Source organism: Actinoplanes sp. NPDC049598, assembly GCF_040675435.1.
GTDB lineage: Bacteria > Actinomycetota > Actinomycetes > Mycobacteriales > Micromonosporaceae > Actinoplanes.
The window spans coordinates 96,907-111,460 of sequence record NZ_JBFAOX010000012.1; the positions used below are offsets into that span (position 1 = coordinate 96,907).

Sequence of the window (14,554 nt, forward strand, 5' to 3'; positions counted from 1 at the left end):
CTGTCGTACCCACCGGGCAGAATGTCTGTCGTGCCCGCCGGATACCGCCGCCAGCTCTACCGCGACGACGCGGTGGTCCTGCGCGTGCAGAAACTGGGCGAGAGCGACCGGATCATCACGCTGCTCACCCGCCGCCACGGCCGTCTGCGCGCGGTGGCCCGCGGCGTGCGCCGCACGACGTCGCGCTTCGGCGCCCGGCTCGAACCCTTCGGCCACATCGACCTGCAGCTCGCCGGCTCGCCCGAGGGGGTCGGCAGCGCGCTGCACTCGGTGAGCCAGGTCGAGGCGGTCGCCCTCTACGGCAAGCAGTTCCTCGGCGACTACCCGCGCTACACGGCGGCCAGCGCCATCGCCGAGACGGCCGAGCGGCTCACCCCGATCGAGCGCGAGCCGGCGCTGCGCCTGTTCCAGCTCACCCTGGGCGCGCTCAAGGCCCTGGCCGTCGGCGAGCACGCCGGCAGCCTCGTCCTCGACGCCTATCTGCTGCGCGGCATGGCCGTGGCCGGCTGGGCCCCGGCGATCGCCGAGTGCGCCGTCTGCGGCACCCCGGGGCAGCACGCGGCGTTCTCGGTGCCGGCCGGCGGCTCGGTCTGCCCCGACTGCCGCCCACCCGGCTCGGCCCACCCGAGCCCGGCCACCCTCGGCCTGATGTCCGCGCTGACGGCCGGCGACTGGCTGGTCGCCGACGCCTCCGAGGCGGGTGTCCGCCGCGAGTGCAGCGGCCTGGTCGCCGCCCACCTGCAATGGCACATGGAGCGGGCGCTGCGCTCGCTCCCGCTGGTCGACCGACGGGAGAGTCCCACCGCATGACGCCGCGTCCACCCACTCCGCACATCTCCGGCGTGACGCCGCCCGCGCTGCCCAAGGCGGCCCTGCCCAAGCACATCGCGCTGGTGATGGACGGCAACGGCCGCTGGGCCAAGGAGCGCGGGCTCTCCCGCACCAAGGGTCACGAACAGGGCGAGCACTCCCTGTTCGACACCATCGAGGGCGCGATCGAGCTCGGCATCCCGTACCTCTCGGCCTATGCCTTCTCCACCGAGAACTGGAAGCGTTCCCCCGAGGAGGTGCGCTTCCTGATGGGGTTCAACCGCGACGTGATCCGCCGCCGCCGCGACCAGCTGGTCGACCTCGGCGTCCGGGTCGTCTGGTCGGGCCGCCGCGGCCGGCTGTGGAAAAGCGTCATCTCCGAGCTCGAGACCGCGCAGGAGATGTCGAAGAAGAACAAGACGCTCACCCTGCAGTTCTGCGTCAACTACGGCGGCCAGGCCGAGATCGCCGACGCCGCCGCCGCCATCGCCCGCGACGTGGCCGCGGGCAAGCTCGACCCCGGCAAGGTCAACGAGAAGACGATCGCGAAGTACCTCTACCACCCCGAGGTGCCCGAGGTCGATCTCTTCCTGCGGCCCTCGGGCGAGCAGCGCACGTCCAACTTCCTGCTGTGGCAGTCGGCCTACGCGGAGATGGTCTACCTCGACACCCTCTGGCCCGACTTCGACCGCCGCCACCTCTGGTATGCGTGCGAGCTGTACGCGAGCCGCGACCGCCGCTTCGGCGGGGCGCTGCCCAACCCGGTCAGCCCGACGTGAGAAGCTCCACCGTCTTGTTCACGTCGGACAAGTCGGGCAGGACGGCATGGGCGCCGGCTCGTGCCAGGTCCTCCGCCGGCGTCGCGCCGGTCGCGACGGCCACGGCGAAGGCGCCGTTGGCCAGCGCCGCCGTGACGTCGTTGACGGTGTCACCGATGACGACGGGCCGGAAACGCTCGCCGTACTTCGCCTCGGCCCGCTCCAGGCTGCGCCGCACCAGGGTGGCCCGCACACTGTCGTCGGTGCCGTAACCGCCCACCTCGGCGTCGAAGGCCGCGCTCAGCTCGAACGCGGCCACCTTGGCCCGCGCCACCTCCGGCACGTTCCCGGTGACCAGCGTCTGCACCACACCCGGCTGCTGCTCGAGGCGCGCGAGCACCTCCCGTACGCCCGGCATGAGCGCGCCCTGCACGGCGAACAGATGCTGGGTGCTCTGAACGTTCTCGACGTAGCGCAGGAAGAACCGCTCGGGCGTGCAGTCGGTGATCCCGTGCGTGGCGAACACCTCGGCGCAGATGTCCATGTCGGTGCGCCCACCGAAGATCGGCGTCTCCCGCCACGGCACACCCGTCAGCTCGGTGAAGGCGGCCTTCCAAGCCGAGGCGGCCACCCCGCCGCCGCGCAGCAGGGTGTAGTCGATGTCCCACATGACCAGGCGTTTCACCCCTGCAGCGCCTTTTCGATGTGCGCGACCTTGGACGTGAGCCCGTCGGTCACGCCGGGCCGGATGTCGGCCTTGAGCGACAGGCTGACCCGCCCACCCCTGGCCCCGACCGCGTCGACGGCCTGCTTCACGACCGCCATGCACTCGTCCCACTCACCCTCGATGGTGGTGAACATGGCATCGGTCCGGTTCGGCAGGCCGGAGGCCCGCACCACCCGCACGGCCTCGGCGACAAGGTCACCCACGGACTCACCCACGCCGATCGGCGTCACAGAAAAGGCAACAAGCACCCCTCCATGGTCTCAGCCCGGGCCGGACCCTGCCGATCACGCCCACCCGAACCTCCGTTCGAATTTAGACCGGTGAGTACATTGCCTCCACTCGGACGCATGACTACTCTGGTCGCATGACAGGTAGGCATGAGACCAGTCAGATACCTTCAGGGGAGGTGGCGGAAACATGGAGGCGTTGATGAGTAAGAGCGAGGTCGATCTTGACGACAAAGCGCTGGCCTTGGCCGCCAAGTACTTTGGCACGACCGTGCCCGAAGACACCATCAACAGGGCGCTCCATGAGTTCGCGAAGCGCCAGCGTCGTCTTGACGCATTCGACAAGCTCGCCGCAATGGCGGACGCCGGCTACTTCGACGAGTTGCTCGACAAGAAGAATTATCGACCATGATCGAGGACGGGGAGGAGGATGAAGAAGCGCTGTCGGAGCCGAGGGAGTCGAGCTATCTGGTCGACACCAGCGCTCTAGTTCGCTTGTTGCGTGACAAGCGAGTCCGAGCCGATTGGCGCGAGAAGATCGGCTCCGGGCGCTTGATGGTCTGTCCGGTGACCGAACTCGAGATCATGTACAGCGCTCAGTCTCTGGCGGATCGCGAGACACTCAAAGAGATTCTCGCCGAGTCCTATCTATGGGTCTTCATGCCCGATCGCGTCTGGGCCCGGGCCGGGGAGGTGCAGGAGTGCCTCACCGAACTGGGCCGGCACCGATCGGCCGGCCCAGTCGACCTTCTCACGGCCGCGACCGCTGAGGAGCACAACCTTGTGCTCCTTCACTACGACGCAGACTTCTTGTGCGTAGCCGCGGCCACCGGTCAGCCAGTGCAGTGGCTGGCGGACAGAGGCTCGCTCAACTAGCGGAGGGCCGCCGTCAGCGTTGGGCGGCGGCTACCGCTTTGCGGATCGTGTCGGCGTCGGCCGGGGTGCCGATCGGGTCCTCGTAGGTGCCGTAGGGCGGGCCGTAGACCGGCTGGCCGGGCTCCTGGCGCCAGCTCTCGGCGAGGGAGCCGGTGTCGACGGCGTCGTAGCCGATGGTGGTGAGGAACTCCGTGGCGGTCTGCTTGGCGGTCTCGTCGTCGCCGGCGATGGGGAGGGCCGAGCGGTCGGGGGCGCCGGCCGGGCGGGCCAGGGAGGCCAGGTGCTTGTAGTTGATGTTGTTGAAGACCTTGACCAGTTTGGCGCCGGCCAGGTGCTCCTGCTCCAGGGCGGCGCTGGTGGTCGACTTGGCGTCGAGGGCCTCGAAGTGGCCGTCACGCTGCGGGTAATAGTTGTTCGTGTCGAGCACGACCTTGCCCGTCAGCTCGGCCACCGGGAGCTGGTCGAACGCCTTGAACGGGACGCTCACCACGACGATGTCGCCGGCCGCGGCGGCCTCGGTGGCGGTGGCCGCGCGGGCCTTCGGGCCGAGCTCGTCGACGAGCTCCTTCAGCGTCTCGGGGCCGCGGGAGTTGCTCACCACGACGTCGTAGCCGGCCGCGACGGCCAGCCGTGCCACGGTGCCACCGATGTAACCGCTGCCGATGAATCCGATAGTCGTCATACTCCGCGACAACCCGCGACGGGCGCGGCTCATTCCAACCGTGAACCGATGTAAAAACTATCAACGACCGGGAGAAATTGCGCCAAGCGACTACCGTCCCGCCGGTGACTTCAGCAGAGGCAGCGGGCACGTGGGTTCTCGGTGACACCAGGGTCAACCGCATGGGGTTCGGGTCGATGCGGCTGACCCCGCGTCAGGACACCTCGATCGCGGTGCGGGTGTTACGGACGGCGGTCGAGCTGGGGGTCAACCACATCGACACGGCCGCCTTCTACTTCTCGCCCGGCGGAATCCTCGAGGTCGGCGAGGGCCGGCCGCGGTTTGCGGCCGATCTGATTCGGGCGGCCCTCACTCCGTACCCCCAAGGTCTGGTCCTGGCCACGAAAGTGGGACCGGGGGTGCTGCCGTCGGGCGAGTGGAAGGTGGCCGAGACGGCGGCCGAGCTGCGCGGGCAGGTCGAGGAGAACCTGCGGCGGCTCGGCGTCGAGCGGCTCGACCTGGTCAACCTGCGCCTGACCCGGCGCGGCGGCTCGGTGGCGGAGCGCTTCGGGGCGCTCGCCGACCTGCGGCAGGACGGGCTGATCCGCGACCTCGGGCTGTCGAACGCGACGCTGGACCAGGTCGACGAGGCGGCCGCGATCGCGCCCGTGGTCTGCGTGCAGAACAGCTACGCCGTCGACCTGCGCCGCGACGACGATCTGGTCGAGGCGTGTGCCGCCCGCGGGATCGCGTTCGTGCCGTTCTTCGCGATCGCCGGGGCGGGGCGCGAGGACGGCGCGAGCAACGACCACGACGAGGCCGTCCGGCGGGTCGCGCGGGCGCACGGGATGACACCACACCAGGTACGCCTCGCGTGGACCCTCCATCAAGGACCGAACGTGCTGGCCATCCCCGGCACGGGCGACGAACGTCACCTGCGCGAGAACATCGCAGCCGCCGCGATCCGGCTGACGGCGGACGACCTGGCGGCGCTCTGATCTATGAGGTGCGCAGCAGGGCGGCGACCTCCGCGGCCAGCTCGGTGGCGGCTTCGATCTCGGCCTTGCGGATGGAGACGCTCTCGACGTGGAAGCCGAAGGGGAGGCCCAGGCGGGTGCAGAAGCCGTGCAGGTCCTGGGCTATGGCCAAGGTCTCGCGGTAGGAGTCGGCCAGCGGGTCGGCGGAGTGGCTCAAGGTGGTGGCCAGCCAGCGGGGGACGTCCACGCCCAGCCACTTGAGGAACTCCAGGGTCTTCTCCGAGCCGCAGAGGGACAGGGTGAAGATGACCGGGCGGGGCATCAGGTTCTGGGTGGCGCACTCGTAGAAGTAGTCCGTGAGGAGGTTCTTCGTCTCGTTCAGGTCGTAGATGACCTGGGTGACGAAGAAGGTGCTGCCGCGCTTCTGCTTGGCGATCATGCGGTGGTGTTCGTCGCCGTTGCGGGCGTGGCGTTCGCCGATCACCACGGAGCCCAGGGGCAGGGTGGGGCGCAGCGAGGCGCGTAGCTCCTGGGCCTGGCGCAGGGTGGTGCGGACGTCCTTGGCGCCGGTGGAGGGGCCGACGAAGACGCTCAGCACCTTCGCCGGGTCGGCCCCGGCCAGGAACGAGCCCAGGTCGGCGGGGGTGTACTTGCCGACGCAGCGGTAGATGATCGCCGGCTTGTCCCAGGCGCCCAGGAAAGAGGCGTGGAACTCGGCGGGGTCCATGGTCGGCAGGTAGGGGAACGGGCGCTCGTCCGGGTTCCGGTCCGACTCGTCGTCGATGTCGTACAGGATGAGCCCGTCGAGGTCGAGGCCGGCCAGCCGCTTCACGGTGACCTCGGCGATCTCCTTGACCTTCTCCGGGGTGGCGCTGCGCCGGGGCGGGGTGATGCCGAAAAGCATCACCCCGCCCGTGGCCTGCTCGAGCTTGGACTGCAGAGACATGGCGACAAGCGTAGGAAGCGCCGGTCAGTGGCCGGCGCAGCAGGGGGTGGGATCCCGCGTTTCGAACGGGACGAGCACCCCGCCGGCCGCCGGCGTCGTGGTCAGCACCAGCTCGCCGTTTCGATACTGCGGCCGTACGAAATCACGCGTGTCCAAGATGTCGGAGTCATCGGCGGGGCCGGAGCCCAGCACGTCGACACGGTCGATGGCCGTCGTCGCCAGCACCTCGGCGACGGTCAGCTTCCCCGTCAGCGCCGACGAACCCGGAAACACGACGGCGCGCCCGAATTTTCCGGACAAAGCCTCGTCCGCGGCCGCCTGCAGCTCAGCATCCGTCTCGAAGCCGGAAACCCCGACCAGGCTGATCGCCACGTGTGGGAACGGGTTCTTCACCAAATGTGTGCAGGCCACCTGCGGTTGCGGCTCGAGCGACAAGATCCAGTGGTCGGCTGATGCCACCTCGCGGTGGCCGAGGCTGACCCCGGCCACCGTCGACGCCACCGAGCGGTACAACGTCACCGGCCCGACGGCAGGACGAAGATCGGGTTCGTGTAGAACCACAGGTCGCCCCACGGGTCGGCGTCGCCGTTCACGTCCAGCTTCGGGCCGAACGGGTCGATACCCGCACCGCGCAGGCCGGGCTGCGTGCGCTTGCCGTCGGTGCCGCGGACCCGGACGTAGAACGGCTTGTCCAGGCGGCCCAGCGCGAACGACAGCGACACCTTCTTGGCGCCGGCGCTGATCTCGAAGGACTTGACCACCTTGGTGTCGGGGGCCTCGAACGAGTCGCGGTCCTTGACCGGGCCGGTGATGGTGCCGACGATCACGTCGACCCGCTTGAGGACCGGCACGAACTGCGCCCAGTTGGGCACGTCCTGCAGGTCGATCTCGAGGGTCAGCTCGGTGCTGGTGCCCCGCCTGACCTGGTGCACGCCGCCGAGCGGGGTGCCGGTGGACGGTCGGCGGTCACCGGCCGTACGGACCCGGGCGTCGAGGCCCTTGATCAGGCGGCCGTGGTCGACCCAGACCCGGCCGGCCCGAAGGCCGTCCATGACCGCCTTGTAGCCGAACGAGGTCGCGCCCACGTTCGTACGGCCGTAGTAGCCCGGCCAGAAGTCGCCCGCAGTGGTCAGCGTCTTGCCGGTGTAGACCGGGTCGTTGTACTTGCCGTTGAGGTCGAAGTTGCTGTCCGGACCCCGGTCCGACTGGTCCAGGTAGTTGACGTGCGAGTCCGAGTTGACGGTGATCCACCAGGCCTTGCCCTCGGCGAGCAGGCTGTCCCAGAGGCCGCCGACCGTGGCGGTCATCCAGTCGAAACCACCCCAGGTGCGGTACGACTCCAGCGGGTACCCGGCGTACGAGGCGGCCGACGGGTTGTTGTCGTAGTAGCCCCGCGCGCCGCCCCGGCCGTTCGGGGCCGGGATGCCGGCGGCCTGGTGGCCGGGGGCGCCCTCGAAGCCGACGGCGACCGACGGGTCGGCGTCGCGCCAGTTGCGGATCTCGTGCGGCGAGTCGATGCCGCGCCGGGCCGGGTGGTTGGCCAGGAACAGCGCACCGTCGATCTTGCGGGCGCGGACCTGCGAGCCGAGGAACTTGATGCCGGCGATCGCGGCCGCCTCGTTCTGCGCCTCGGTGTTCGTGGCCGGCAGCAGGTTGCCGTCGTAGTTGTTCTCGAACTGCTTGAGAACCGAGACCTCGTTCCGGCTCGGGGTCACGAAGACGGTCGCGTGCTCGGCGGCCGGGATGTTCCACTCCAGACCCTGGAAGGTCAGGAGGTCCTTGTACTCCTCCCGGGTCTTCACGATGTCCGGGTTGACCTTCTCCACGCCGATCTTGGCGTGGGCCACGCTGCCGTGGTCGGTGATGACCACCCAGTCGAGGCCGAACGCACGGCCGTGGCGGGCCTGGTCGATCACCCGGTACTGGGCGTCCGAGCTGTACTGCGTGTGGATGTGGTGGTCACCGGCGAGCCACTTGAACCCGCCCTTGCCGGAACCGCCGCCGGCCGGGCCGTGGCTGTGCGGCAGACCGGCGGCCTGGGCGGCCGTCGGCACGGCGAGCACGGAGGCGGCAGCGCCGGCCCCGAGCAGGCCCGCGCCGCGCAGGAAGCCGCGGCGGGAGACGTCGGACGGCGACAGCTCGCTGTCCGGGATGCTCATGTCGAGAGCCGGCTCGAGGTTGCCCCCGGCGCTCTCGTGCGTGTGGTCGTGCTCGTGGTCGTGGCCGTGACCCATATCGGTGTTTCTCCCACTCGAGAGATCGACGCATGCTCTACCTGGCACACGTTCGCTGGATCACGCCAACGCCCGCTGTCGATCCAGTGACGGGCAGGGAAATTACTTTCGTAAGGTCGATCTCTGTCCTTCGTGTCGGGTGCTCGGGGTGGGCCTGTCCCTAACGTTCGGGGCATGGCGATAACGCTGGAAAGACTGACGAAGAGGTACGGCCGTACGCTCGCGGTCGACGGCCTCGACCTGGAGGTACGGGCCGGCCGGGTGACCGGGTTCCTCGGGCCGAACGGGGCCGGCAAGTCGACGACCATGCGGATGGTGCTCGGGCTGGATCGGCCGACCTCCGGCCGGGCGCTGGTCAACAACCGGCGGTACGCCGACTATCGGTGGCCGCTGCACGAGGTGGGCGCGCTGCTCGAGGCGAAGGCGGCGCACCCGGGCCGTACGGGCCGTAACCATCTGCGGGCGATGGCGCGCAGCAACGCGATCCCGGACCGGCGGGTCGACGAGGTGCTGGAGATCGTCGGGCTGGCCGGCGCGGCCGGGAAGCGGACCGGGACGTACTCGCTCGGGATGGGACAACGGCTGGGGATCGCGGGGGCGCTGCTCGGTGACCCGCCGGTGCTGCTGCTGGACGAGCCGGTCAACGGGCTCGACCCGGACGGGGTGCGGTGGATCCGCAAGCTGCTGCGCGACCTGGCGGCCGAGGGGCGGACGGTCTTCGTCTCCAGCCACCTGCTGACCGAGGTGCAGCTGACGGCCGGGCATCTCGTGGTGATCGGCAAAGGGCGGCTGCTGGCCGACGCGCCGATGGACGAGCTGATCGGCGGGCACGCCTCGCTGGAGGACGCGTACTACGAGCTGACGGAGAGTGCGGCGTGAGGGCGGCGATCGGTTCCGAGTGGACGAAGCTGTGGACGACCCGGACGGTGTGGTGGGCGCTGCTGGCCGCCTTCGTGCTGATGGCGGCGGCGGCCGGGCAGAACGCTCTTTACGTGGAGAACGGTGATGTGGACGCGTCGTCGGCCGGGGACGTGGCGGTGATGTCCGTCGCGATCGCCCAGCTCGCGTTCGTGGCCCTGGCCATGCTGGTGATGACGAGCGAGTATTCGGCCGGGACGATCCGGGCGACGCTGAGCTGGGTCCCGTCGCGGGGACGGCTGCTGTCGGCCAAGGTTGCCGTGGTCGCGGCCGTCACGCTCGTCGCGGGCTTGATAGCCGGGTTGTTGGGCGGGATGATCGCGGGCGGCATCCTCGATGATTCGTCCGGAATTCCCGCCAACGGGGCAAAAATCGGGATCTACCTGGCGCTGATCGGTGTCATGGCGACCGGTCTCGGCGCAGCGTTGCGAGGCCCGGTGGTCACGCTGGTGGTCCTGCTCATGGTGATAGTCGTGGTCCCGCCGCTCCTGCAGATTCCCGACATTTCAGTTTTGAACGGCATCGCGGACGCGTTCCCGGGGGTTGCGGGCAATCACTTCCTGGCCGGCGACTCCGATCCGTACCCCCAGGCCGTCGGTCTTTTGATCCTCATGGCGTGGACGGCGCTCGCTTGTGTCGCGGGCTGGCAGTCGCTGAAACGGCGCGACGCCTAAACGAGACCCGCCTCGTAGGCCAGGATCGCCGCCTGGACCCGGTTGCGGACCCCGAGACGGCTGAGCAGGCTGCTCACGTACGCCTTCACGGTGCCCTCAACCAGGAACAGGCGGCGGGCGATCTCGGCGTTGGACAGACCCGCGCCGACCAGGGCCAGCACCTCCCGCTCGCGCTCGGTCAGGCCGTCGACCCGGTCGCGGGCGGCCGCCCCGGCGTTCAGGCGCGGGCCGGCCAGCTCGGTGATCACCCGGTGCGCGACCTTGGGGGACAGGTAGGCGGCGCCGGCGGCCACGGCGCGTACCCCCGCGGTGAGCTCGCGCGGATCGCCCGCCTTGAGCAGGAACCCGGCCGCGCCGGCGGCGACGGCCTTCACGATGTACTCGTCCTCGCCGAACGTGGTCAGCACGACCACCCCGGTCTCCGGGGCCAGCCGGCGGATCTCGGCCGTGGCGGCCAGCCCGTCGAGGGTGGGCATCCGGATGTCCATCAGCACCACGGCCGGCCGGCGGCGCCGGACCACCTCGACCGCCTCGGCGCCGTCCGCGGCCTCGGCGACCACCTCGATGCCCGGATCGTTGGCCAGGATGGCCCGGATGCCGGCCCGGATCATCGCCTCGTCGTCGGCGATCAGCACCGGGATCGTCACTGCAGCGTGTCCTTCCGGATCAGTCGGCCGTCGGCGAAACAGAGCCGGTACGAGGCGTCGGCCAGGGGAAAATTGCCGTCGCTGTAGTACTCGCAACCGGCCTCCCGGTCCCGCACCCAGGCCTGGCGGCCGGGCAGATCGAGCGCGGCCCGCGGCGTGCCGACGGTCATGCGGTCGAAGGCGTCGCTGTCGAGCACCGAGCCGTTGGCCGCGAACGGGTAGTAGGCGACCGCGGTCACCAGCGCCAACGCGGCCGGCGTGAGCACCGCGGCGGCCAGGCTCCGGCGGACCCGGCGCTTCATCTCGGTCGCGGCGGCTTCCGGCGCGGCGGGCGCGGCCTGGTGCGGGATCTCGGCCTCCAGCCGAAAACCACCGTCGGGGCCGGGCCCGGCGGTCAGGGTTCCGCCATTGAGCCGTACGCGCTCCCGCAGCCCCACCAACCCGGTCCCGCTCCCTGGCGCGGCCGCACCCCCTCCACCTGCCGCGCCCGTGCCCGCCTTACCCGCGCCCGCGCCACCCGCGCTCGCGCCACCCGCGCCCGCCCCGCCTTCCGAATGTTTCTGATTTATCGGATCGGGAGGGTTGGTGACAGAGATGGTCGTCCGGTCCGGGCCGTGGATGAGGTCGACCGTGACGGGGGTGCCGGTGGCGTGCCGGCTCGCGTTGGTGAGCGCCTCGCGGACCACCCGGTAGGCCGTGCGCTCGACGGCGGCCGGCGGCTCGCCGCCGGTGCGGGTCATCGTCACGGTCATTCCGGCCCGTTCGGCGTTGTCCACCAGGGACTCGACCGGCGCGTCGACCGGATCGAGCGGCGCCGCCTCGGTCTCGTCGCGGAGCACGCCGATGATCTCGCGCAGCTGGTCGGTGGCGGTGGCGGCCGACTCGCGGATCCGGGTCGCCGCGGCCCGCTGCGGCTCCGGCACGTCGGGGCTGGTCTCCAGGGCGCCGGCGCCGAGCGCGATCAGGCTGAGCTCGTGGCCGAGCGAGTCGTGCATCTCGTGGGCGATCCGGGCCCGCTCCCGCAGGACGACCATGCGGCGCTCCGACTCCAGGCGGGCGGCGCGCTCCCAGCCGGCCGTGACCAGGCGCCGGCGCTGGGCCTGATAACGGCCGGCCAGCCACGGGAAGACGCCCAGCACCAGCAGGAACATGGCCAGCTCGAACCACTCGGCCGGCCCCACCTCCAGCACGGCCAGATTGAAGGCGCTCCCGGCGGCGGCGACCACGGCGAACGCGCCGGCCACCGGGCGGATGCGCTCGGTGCGCAGGCCGACCAGATAGCTCAGCACGGGAATCCCGAACGCGAAGTTGCCGTCCAGAACGGTCGCCAGCACGACGATCAACCAGCCGGCCAGCGGCCACCGCCGCGCCAGCACCGTGGCGGCGACGCTGGCCACCAGGGCGCCCGCGCAGCCGAGGGCGTTGCCTCGCATGGCCTGGTTGGCCAGGACCGGGGCGGCCAGGATCACGCCGAGCAGACCGTCGGCCAGCCACTCCCGCCGTTCGCGCATCCGGTCAGGCTAATCAGCGGCGGCCCCCGCGCGGTACCGACGAAAGTCAAGTGCCGCCCCGGATTTCTGCCACCAGCGGCGCGACGCCAGCGCGGCCAGTCCGGCGCCCGCGGCGTTGAGCAGCACGTCGTCGACCGACGAGACCCGGTCCAGGCGCAGGACGTACTGCAGGGTCTCGACCAGGACCGAACAGAGCGCCCCGAGCGCCAGCACCCGCGGCACCGACGCCAGCGCCGCGAACCGCACCGGGCCGAAGAAGCCCAGCGCCGCGAAGACCAGCAGATTGCCGGCGATCTGAACCGTCGCCGTCAGCGGCCCGCCGGTCACGACGTCGATCAGGTCCCGCAGCGGAACCAGATTGACCCGGTCCTCGCCGGCGCCGTGCGCGGGCAACAGGATCATCCACACCCACGGCGCCGTCCCGTAGACGATCCCGACCTCGGCCACCGGCCTCCGCCACCCACCCCGGCGCCGGGCCAGGGCCCACACCACCAGCGCGGCCACCGGCAGGGCGAGCACCGTCAGGGCGACCACCCCGCTGATCGTGGCGAACCAGTCGTGCCAGTCCCTGAGCATGCCGCGGATGCTAGTGCGGCCCGGCCAGCCACTCGTCGAACGTGGTCGGGGCGAGGCGGACGTTGTCCGGGTCGGGGAGCATGACCTTGCCGGCCATCTCGGTGCTGAACGGGCCGTCCCAGGTGGGGATCAGCTTCACGGTGCGACCCTGCGCCTGGAGCGTGCGGCGGGCCATGTCGACCATGTCCTGCGGCTCGGGGCCGGCCAGATCGGCGTAACGGCCCTGGGGGTCGCCGGCGGCGAGCTCGGCCAGGACCCCGGCCACGTCGCCGGGGGCGACGGGTTGCAGCAGCAGGGGAGCGACGGTGGCCACGCCGTCGCGTTCGGTCCGTGCGGTGACCATGGCGGCGAAGTCGTGGAACTGGGTGGCCGGAACGATGGTCCAGGGGATCGGGCCTTCGGTGACGACCTGCTCCTGGGCGCGTTTGGCGGCGTAGTGGGCGTTGCCGCCGACCCGGTGAAGACATGCGATCGAGAGCAGGACGTGGTGGCGCACCCCGGCCTGCTCCTCGGCGGCGAGCAGGTTGCGGGAGGCGGTGGTGAACCAGGTGATCGCCTCGAGCGGGTCGGTGGCCGGGCCGTTCATGACGTCGACGACCGCGTCCACACCGGACAGCACCTGGTCGAGGCCGCGGGGGTCGAGCAGGTCGACACCGTGGGACCGGCTGATCCGTACGGCCTCGTGGCCGTTGCCCTCCAGGGCCGCGACGGTACGGCTCCCGATGTTCCCGGTCGCCCCGGCCACCGCTATCCGCATGACGCGTCCCCTCTCCGGTCGGTCACGCCGACGGTAACCCGGCGAGGACGTACTCGCCGCCGCACGACTCGGCCAGGGACGGGCCGAAAAGCGAGGCCGGGAAGTACGCGCCGGGGCGGCCCTCGCCGGTCAGCAGGCGCCGGGCGACCTCGGCCGGGACGGCGCCGGTGAAGGTCTGCGCGTCACCGAGGCGCAGCCAGCCCTCCCGCACGGTGCCGTCGGCCCACCGGAGACGGGCGTGACCCCACGAGTGCTCGCGCGGCCGGGGGCGGGCCTTCACCTCGACGGCGGCCAGGCGGCGGATGGCGAAGTGGCGCAGCGGGGTGAACGCCAGCAGAGGGAGAAGCAACGGCATGAGAGCGCGGGCGATCGGGGCGGTGGGGGCCTCGCTCGACGCGGCCAGCACCGAAGGAGCGCCGCTCGCGCGCTGGGCGGCGATCAGCTCACCCAGCGGCATCCCGGCGGTGGTCACCCGGGTGCCGTCGGGCAGCGTGAGCGGGGCGGCGTCGCCCGCGATGCGGGCGGCGACCAGGCGGCCGTCGCGGTAGCGGCGCCCCTGGAACCGCCCGCCACCCTCGACACCGGGCAGGCCCTCGAGGATCGTCGCGGCCAGGGCCTCACCGAGCCGGCCGGCCTCGATCGCCAAGGACGGGACCATGTCGACCCGTACGTCCACCGGGGTTGAAGTGCCCTCGCCGAGCTTGACCACGACGCTCTCGGTGGCCGTCACCCCGAAACCGGCGCCGGTCACCAGCGACCGCCCGGCCGCGGCGGCTTCATCGTGCCGCCCGAGCACGGCCGAGACGGCGGCGACGTCGTTGGCCAGATCGACGTAGTGGCCCGCCGGCAGACAGGCCCGAATGATCGCCCCCGCCGTCACCCCGAACGGCCCGACCGTGTTGATCACCACCGCGGGCCGCTGCCGCCGGATCTCAGCAGCCGTCTCCTCGAGCGTCAGCGCGACCACAGTACGAATCCGGTCGATGGCCTCCGAGCCCGGGCGGAGGGAGCCGTTGGGTTCCAAGGCGGCTTCGGCCACGGCGCGGCGCGCCGCCAGCAGCCGGTCCTCGTCGCGGCCGACCAGCACCGGGCCGATCCCACGGGCGATGAGCTCGGCGGCGATGGCGCGGCCGCTGCGGCCGGTGCCGCCCAGGATCCAGACGTCGTCGGTCATGACAGGTGCCTCCTACAGTGATGACATCGCGTGTCATGACTGTAGAGCGTGATGACATGCGATGTCATCACGTAGACTGGC

The 14,554-nt window shown here is 71.0% G+C and carries 18 protein-coding genes; 7 read left to right on the forward strand and 11 right to left on the reverse strand.

Annotated features, from left to right (window positions below; genetic code table 11):
* The first annotated feature begins 21 nt into the window (after positions 1-21).
* Together recO and AB0J66_RS26675 are read left to right on the forward strand one after the other, a co-directional pair.
* Complete coding sequence (gene recO / locus AB0J66_RS26670; RefSeq protein WP_364665833.1) at positions 22-810, forward strand: DNA repair protein RecO; 789 nt, start codon at positions 22-24, stop codon at positions 808-810.
* Positions 807-1,589: an isoprenyl transferase gene (locus AB0J66_RS26675; protein ID WP_364665836.1), complete on the forward strand. Its 783-nt coding sequence runs from the start codon at positions 807-809 to the stop codon at positions 1,587-1,589. The genes recO and AB0J66_RS26675 overlap by 4 nt, the downstream gene beginning before the upstream one ends.
* Here AB0J66_RS26675 and AB0J66_RS26680 read toward each other — a convergent pair.
* Together AB0J66_RS26680 and AB0J66_RS26685 are read right to left on the reverse strand one after the other, a co-directional pair.
* Positions 1,576-2,253: an HAD family hydrolase gene (locus AB0J66_RS26680; RefSeq protein WP_364665838.1), complete on the reverse strand. Its 678-nt coding sequence runs from the start codon at positions 2,251-2,253 to the stop codon at positions 1,576-1,578. The genes AB0J66_RS26675 and AB0J66_RS26680 overlap by 14 nt on opposite strands.
* Entirely contained in the window at positions 2,250-2,543 is a 294-nt protein-coding gene (locus AB0J66_RS26685; RefSeq protein WP_364665841.1) for an MTH1187 family thiamine-binding protein, read from the reverse strand. Before AB0J66_RS26685 ends, AB0J66_RS26680 begins: the two co-directional genes overlap by 4 nt.
* 181 nt (positions 2,544-2,724) lie before the next feature.
* Between AB0J66_RS26685 and AB0J66_RS26690 the strand changes: the two genes are divergently transcribed.
* Positions 2,725-2,934 (forward strand): type II toxin-antitoxin system VapB family antitoxin, encoded by a 210-nt coding sequence (locus AB0J66_RS26690; RefSeq protein ID WP_364665843.1) that lies wholly within the window; start codon positions 2,725-2,727, stop codon positions 2,932-2,934.
* The gene (locus tag AB0J66_RS26695; RefSeq protein ID WP_364665845.1) at positions 2,931-3,398 is read left to right on the forward strand and encodes a PIN domain nuclease; all 468 of its coding nucleotides are present in this window, start codon (positions 2,931-2,933) and stop codon (positions 3,396-3,398) included. The genes AB0J66_RS26690 and AB0J66_RS26695 overlap by 4 nt, the downstream gene beginning before the upstream one ends.
* Positions 3,399-3,411: 13 nt before the next feature.
* Here AB0J66_RS26695 and AB0J66_RS26700 read toward each other — a convergent pair whose 3' ends face one another.
* Positions 3,412-4,113, reverse strand: coding sequence for an NADPH-dependent F420 reductase (locus AB0J66_RS26700; protein ID WP_364665848.1), 702 nt, complete (start codon positions 4,111-4,113; stop codon positions 3,412-3,414).
* A 71-nt stretch (positions 4,114-4,184) separates the two neighbouring features.
* Between AB0J66_RS26700 and AB0J66_RS26705 the strand changes: the two genes are divergently transcribed.
* Positions 4,185-5,057 carry an aldo/keto reductase gene (locus AB0J66_RS26705; protein ID WP_364665850.1) on the forward strand — a complete coding sequence of 291 codons (873 nt, stop codon included), beginning with the start codon at positions 4,185-4,187 and terminating at the stop codon, positions 5,055-5,057.
* Between the two features lies 1 nt (position 5,058).
* Here the strand turns inward: AB0J66_RS26705 and AB0J66_RS26710 are convergent, their stop codons facing one another.
* The 3 genes from AB0J66_RS26710 to AB0J66_RS26720 are packed head-to-tail and all read right to left on the reverse strand — an operon-like array spanning position 5,059 to position 8,216.
* Positions 5,059-5,982, reverse strand: a complete 924-nt coding sequence (locus AB0J66_RS26710; protein ID WP_364665853.1) for a 5,10-methylenetetrahydrofolate reductase — start codon at positions 5,980-5,982, stop codon at positions 5,059-5,061.
* Between the two features lie 24 nt (positions 5,983-6,006).
* Entirely contained in the window at positions 6,007-6,501 is a 495-nt protein-coding gene (locus AB0J66_RS26715; protein WP_364665856.1) for a hypothetical protein, read from the reverse strand.
* Entirely contained in the window at positions 6,498-8,216 is a 1,719-nt protein-coding gene (locus tag AB0J66_RS26720; RefSeq protein ID WP_364665858.1) for a histidinol-phosphatase, read from the reverse strand. The genes AB0J66_RS26715 and AB0J66_RS26720 overlap by 4 nt, the downstream gene beginning before the upstream one ends.
* Positions 8,217-8,390: 174 nt before the next feature.
* Between AB0J66_RS26720 and AB0J66_RS26725 the strand changes: the two genes are divergently transcribed.
* Together AB0J66_RS26725 and AB0J66_RS26730 are read left to right on the forward strand one after the other, a co-directional pair.
* Entirely contained in the window at positions 8,391-9,095 is a 705-nt protein-coding gene (locus AB0J66_RS26725) for an ATP-binding cassette domain-containing protein (RefSeq protein WP_364665861.1), read from the forward strand.
* Positions 9,092-9,808 (forward strand): ABC transporter permease, encoded by a 717-nt coding sequence (locus tag AB0J66_RS26730; protein WP_364665864.1) that lies wholly within the window; start codon positions 9,092-9,094, stop codon positions 9,806-9,808. Before AB0J66_RS26725 ends, AB0J66_RS26730 begins: the two co-directional genes overlap by 4 nt.
* Here the strand turns inward: AB0J66_RS26730 and AB0J66_RS26735 are convergent.
* The 5 genes from AB0J66_RS26735 to AB0J66_RS26755 are packed head-to-tail and all read right to left on the reverse strand — an operon-like array spanning position 9,805 to position 14,473.
* Positions 9,805-10,455, reverse strand: coding sequence for a response regulator transcription factor (locus tag AB0J66_RS26735; RefSeq protein WP_364665867.1), 651 nt, complete (start codon positions 10,453-10,455; stop codon positions 9,805-9,807). The genes AB0J66_RS26730 and AB0J66_RS26735 overlap by 4 nt on opposite strands.
* Entirely contained in the window at positions 10,452-11,966 is a 1,515-nt protein-coding gene (locus AB0J66_RS26740) for a histidine kinase (RefSeq protein ID WP_364665869.1), read from the reverse strand. The genes AB0J66_RS26735 and AB0J66_RS26740 overlap by 4 nt, the downstream gene beginning before the upstream one ends.
* A gap of 9 nt (positions 11,967-11,975) precedes the next feature.
* Positions 11,976-12,542: a VanZ family protein gene (locus AB0J66_RS26745; RefSeq protein ID WP_364665871.1), complete on the reverse strand. Its 567-nt coding sequence runs from the start codon at positions 12,540-12,542 to the stop codon at positions 11,976-11,978.
* 10 nt (positions 12,543-12,552) lie between these two features.
* Complete coding sequence (locus AB0J66_RS26750; RefSeq protein WP_364665873.1) at positions 12,553-13,299, reverse strand: SDR family oxidoreductase; 747 nt, start codon at positions 13,297-13,299, stop codon at positions 12,553-12,555.
* Between the two features lie 22 nt (positions 13,300-13,321).
* Positions 13,322-14,473 (reverse strand): hypothetical protein, encoded by a 1,152-nt coding sequence (locus tag AB0J66_RS26755; protein ID WP_364665876.1) that lies wholly within the window; start codon positions 14,471-14,473, stop codon positions 13,322-13,324.
* Between the last annotated feature and the right edge of the window lie 81 nt (positions 14,474-14,554).

Coding starts and splice junctions, on each gene's coding strand:
- recO (WP_364665833.1), top strand. CDS start 22: ATGTCTGTCGTGCCCGCCGGATACCGCCGCCAGCTCTACCGCGACGAC.
- AB0J66_RS26675 (WP_364665836.1), top strand. CDS start 807: ATGACGCCGCGTCCACCCACTCCGCACATCTCCGGCGTGACGCCGCCC.
- AB0J66_RS26690 (WP_364665843.1), top strand. CDS start 2,725: ATGAGTAAGAGCGAGGTCGATCTTGACGACAAAGCGCTGGCCTTGGCC.
- AB0J66_RS26695 (WP_364665845.1), top strand. CDS start 2,931: ATGATCGAGGACGGGGAGGAGGATGAAGAAGCGCTGTCGGAGCCGAGG.
- AB0J66_RS26700 (WP_364665848.1), bottom strand. CDS start 4,113: ATGAGCCGCGCCCGTCGCGGGTTGTCGCGGAGTATGACGACTATCGGA.
- AB0J66_RS26710 (WP_364665853.1), bottom strand. CDS start 5,982: ATGTCTCTGCAGTCCAAGCTCGAGCAGGCCACGGGCGGGGTGATGCTT.
- AB0J66_RS26720 (WP_364665858.1), bottom strand. CDS start 8,216: ATGGGTCACGGCCACGACCACGAGCACGACCACACGCACGAGAGCGCC.
- AB0J66_RS26725 (WP_364665861.1), top strand. CDS start 8,391: ATGGCGATAACGCTGGAAAGACTGACGAAGAGGTACGGCCGTACGCTC.
- AB0J66_RS26740 (WP_364665869.1), bottom strand. CDS start 11,966: ATGCGCGAACGGCGGGAGTGGCTGGCCGACGGTCTGCTCGGCGTGATC.
- AB0J66_RS26745 (WP_364665871.1), bottom strand. CDS start 12,542: ATGCTCAGGGACTGGCACGACTGGTTCGCCACGATCAGCGGGGTGGTC.
- AB0J66_RS26750 (WP_364665873.1), bottom strand. CDS start 13,299: ATGCGGATAGCGGTGGCCGGGGCGACCGGGAACATCGGGAGCCGTACC.
- AB0J66_RS26755 (WP_364665876.1), bottom strand. CDS start 14,473: ATGACCGACGACGTCTGGATCCTGGGCGGCACCGGCCGCAGCGGCCGC.